The organism is Microbacterium sp. HMWF026 (assembly GCF_003061325.1).
In the GTDB taxonomy this organism is placed as follows: Bacteria; Actinomycetota; Actinomycetes; order Actinomycetales; family Microbacteriaceae; genus Microbacterium; species Microbacterium testaceum_E.
Genome location: NZ_QAJB01000315.1, coordinates 507 through 3,827 on the forward strand (window position 1 = coordinate 507; position 3,321 = coordinate 3,827).

The following is a 3,321-nucleotide window of genomic DNA, read 5'->3' on the forward strand; positions in this document are numbered from 1 at the left end:
CTACGCCTCGTCGGTGACCGAGTGGGCGGTCGCCCCGATCCCGTCCTCCGATGGCTCCGCGACGCCGGCCCCCACGGCCCTCGCCGTCGACGACGAGCCCGCCGAAGCGACGGCGCCCCCGGTGGCCGGCGTCGCCGCGCAGGGAGCGGTGCTGCCTGCGCGCGAGGTGACCCCGTCCGTCCCCGCTCCCGACGAGGTCGACGACGACGACGTCATCCCGCCCGCGGACGAAGCCGAAGCGCCCCTGCCGCCGGTCGTCGTGCCGCGCATGCCCCCGCTCAGCGGCGGCGTCCAGCGCTACGGCGAAGCCGTGGTCCGCCAGATGCTCGGAGCGACGTACGTGCGCGACGAGCCCTACGAGCCCCCGACGAGGTTCAGCTGATGTACGACGGCATCGTCCAAGACCTGATCGACGAGTTCGGTCGCCTTCCCGGCATCGGCCCCAAGTCGGCGCAACGCATCGCGTTCCACATCCTGCAGTCGCCCAACTTCGACGTCTCTCGCCTGTCCACCCTGCTCGGAGAGATCCGCGACAAGGTCAAGTTCTGCGAGATCTGCGGCAACGTCTCGGAACAGGACCGTTGCTCCATCTGCCGCGACCCCCGCCGCAACGCCACTCTCATCTGCGTCGTCGAGGACGCCAAGGACGTCGCCGCCATCGAGCGCACGCGCGAATTCCGCGGGCTCTACCACGTGCTCGGCGGAGCGATCAGCCCCATCGCCGGCATCGGCCCCGACGACCTGCGCGTCGCCCAGCTCATGCAGCGCCTCGCCGACGGCACCGTGCAAGAGGTCATCCTCGCCACCAACCCCAACCTCGAGGGCGAGGCCACGGCCACCTACCTGAGCCGGCTGCTGCACACCCTCGAGATCCGCGTCACCCGTCTGGCATCCGGTCTGCCCGTCGGCGGCGACCTCGAGTACGCCGACGAAGTGACCCTCGGCCGCGCCTTCGAGGGGCGCCGGACGCTCTGACACTCCGACCACCGCCTCGGCAGGATAACTGGGGTGATGAGCCGGGTGAGTAAATCCTGAGGGTTCGCTGAAATCTGTTGAGGGGTGGTGAACTCCGCGTTCACCCCCCGCTCGCGTCACGTCCATCCGCACAGAGCACTTTCGACTCTGCGGAACAGCGTCTGATGACCCGAACCATCGGCGCGCAGGTCCGTCAGACAGGGGCCAGATCCGTGAGCGACATGCTCTCCACACCGCGCGCGCGCCGAGGCCGCGTGATCTTCGACACCTTTCGTTCCACCCGTGACCCGCGCCTCAGCGCGTGGCTGCTCTTCCGGTCATACCTGCTGCCGGAGCTCGCCGTGACGCAACTCGCTCTGACCGAGGCGGCCCCGACCGCGATCGTCGCCCCGATCGGGGTGTTCGGGGTGTGGCGGCTCCTCGCCACCAACAACCGCGAACTCGCGCGCTGCGCCACCGTCTTCCCCTCGCCGACGGCGGCCGTGGAAGCCGCGCGGAGCGCACAGCTGTGGGCGGGGGAGATGAGCGTCACCACGGTGCGCGGGCCGGTCGCCACCAAGCACGCGTGGCTGCTGCGCCGCGGCGAACATCCCGTGGCCACCGCCGCGCGATGGTACGAATCGGCGGGCGAGGCGATGAGTGCCGGTCGCTCGGCCGTGTCGGTCCTCACAGCGGCCGAGGTCGTGGAGGGTGTCAGCATCGGCACCGCGTCGGGGCGCCGGTCTCGCGTCGCCGCACAGCTCGCGTGACCGCCCTCGCCCGCGCCTCACGCCACCGTCGTCGACCCGGCGGGTCGGGCGCATGAATGACGCCGCCGGACTCATCGCGGGCCGTTTTCGCGTCGCGGGCCTGCTGGGGTCCGGCGGCACCGCGTCGGTATTCCGCGCGCACGACGAGGTGACGGGGCGTACCGTTGCGGTGAAGCTCCTGCACCCGCACCTGTCGCGCAGCGCCGCCCTGCGCGAGGCGTTCCTGGTCGAGGGGCGGCGTACCGCCCACGTGTCGCACCCCGGGATCGTCGGCGTCATCGACCTGGGCACCTTCGAGGACGACGGCCTGCCCGTCGCGTGGATCGCCCAGCAGCTCGTCGAGGGCGTCACCCTGTCAGAGCACGTCCGCGAGAGGGGGCCGCTGACGGCGCAGGATGCCGTCGCGGTGGGCGTCAGCGTCCTCGACGCCCTTGCCGCGGCGCATGCCGGCGGTCTGGTGCACCGCGACGTTTCGCCCGCGAACGTGCTGATCCGCTTCGAGGGCGATCAGCGCCCGAGGGCGACACTGCTCGACTTCGGTCTCGCCGACGAAACCGGTCGCACCGCGCACGGCGACGACGTCCTGCGCAGCTCGGTCTCGCCGGGGTCGGCCGGGGTCGTCGGCAACGTCGAGTTCGCCTCGCCCGAACAGGTCTCGGGTCTGCCCGTCGGCCCGGCCGGGGACCTGTACCAGGTCGGCGGTTTGCTGTACTTCGCCCTCACCGGGCGCGCCCCCTTCGCCGGACCCGACCGCGCAGCGGTGATCCGCGCGCACCTGCATGCGGCGCCCCCGGTGCCGTCGGTCATCGCGCGTACTGTGCCGCCGGCGCTGGATCGCGTCGTCGTCCGCGCGCTGTTGAAGGAACCTGCGGACCGCTTCGCCGACGCGGCAGAGATGCGCGATGCCGCTCGCGCAGCGGTCGCCACCCCGCAGGGGATCGCGCCCGCGTCGCGCACGAGCGCCACTCGCGTGCTGGCCGCCGGCAGGCCGCACAGCTCCGCGTCGCTCGGCTTCGCCGCCGCGCGACCGAAGCGAGAGGCCGTGACGAACGAACGCGGGGGTCGGGGCTGGGGCACCGTCATCGTCGTCATCGCCCTGCTCGCCGTCGCCGCCACGGCGGTGCCGCTCATGGCCGGCGCCGGTCGCGAGAGACCCGCGGCAGCGGACCCCGTCATCGCCTCGACACCAAGCGCCTCGCCGACCCTCGAACCCCGCACCGCGACGCCGACCCCGGAGCCGATCGTCGCCGCCGTCGTCCCTGCGCTCGGTCCGCTCGACACCGTCCGCGCCGCTCTTGCCGACGCGGGCCTGCGGGTCGGCGAGATCACCGAGAGCGACGCGGCGCTCCCCGCCGGGACGGTGCTCTCGGCCGATCCCGCGCCGGGTGCCTCGGTGCCGCGTGGGTCCGCGATCCGTCTGATCGTGGCATCCGGGATCAATCTCGTGCCGGATGTGTCGGGAATGGATGCCGCGACCGCGGCGTCGACGCTGCGCACCGCCGGATTCATCCCGGCGCAGACCACCGCCGCGTCGGCGCGCCCGGCGGGAACCGTTGTCTCGGCCGAGCCCGCCGGCGGCGGCACGGCGCCCGTGGGC

The 3,321-nt window shown here is 72.8% G+C and carries 3 protein-coding genes and 1 pseudogene; all 4 read left to right on the forward strand.

Going from position 1 to position 3,321, the window contains the following annotated elements; translation table 11 throughout:
• Positions 1-382 (forward strand): annotated as a pseudogene (locus DBR36_RS12070) (DNA polymerase III subunit gamma and tau); the annotation flags it as partial.
• Entirely contained in the window at positions 382-975 is a 594-nt protein-coding gene (gene recR / locus DBR36_RS12075; protein ID WP_108319714.1) for a recombination mediator RecR, read from the forward strand. The pseudogene DBR36_RS12070 and the gene recR, both read left to right, overlap by 1 nt.
• 212 nt (positions 976-1,187) lie before the next feature.
• A complete protein-coding gene (locus DBR36_RS12080; protein ID WP_146185341.1) occupies positions 1,188-1,724 on the forward strand; it encodes a hypothetical protein in 537 nt (178 codons plus the stop codon).
• 52 nt (positions 1,725-1,776) lie between these two features.
• A partial coding sequence (locus DBR36_RS12085; protein WP_108319718.1) for a PASTA domain-containing protein occupies positions 1,777-3,321 on the forward strand: 1,545 nt, incomplete at its 3' end.

Coding starts and splice junctions, on each gene's coding strand:
- recR (WP_108319714.1), top strand. CDS start 382: ATGTACGACGGCATCGTCCAAGACCTGATCGACGAGTTCGGTCGCCTT.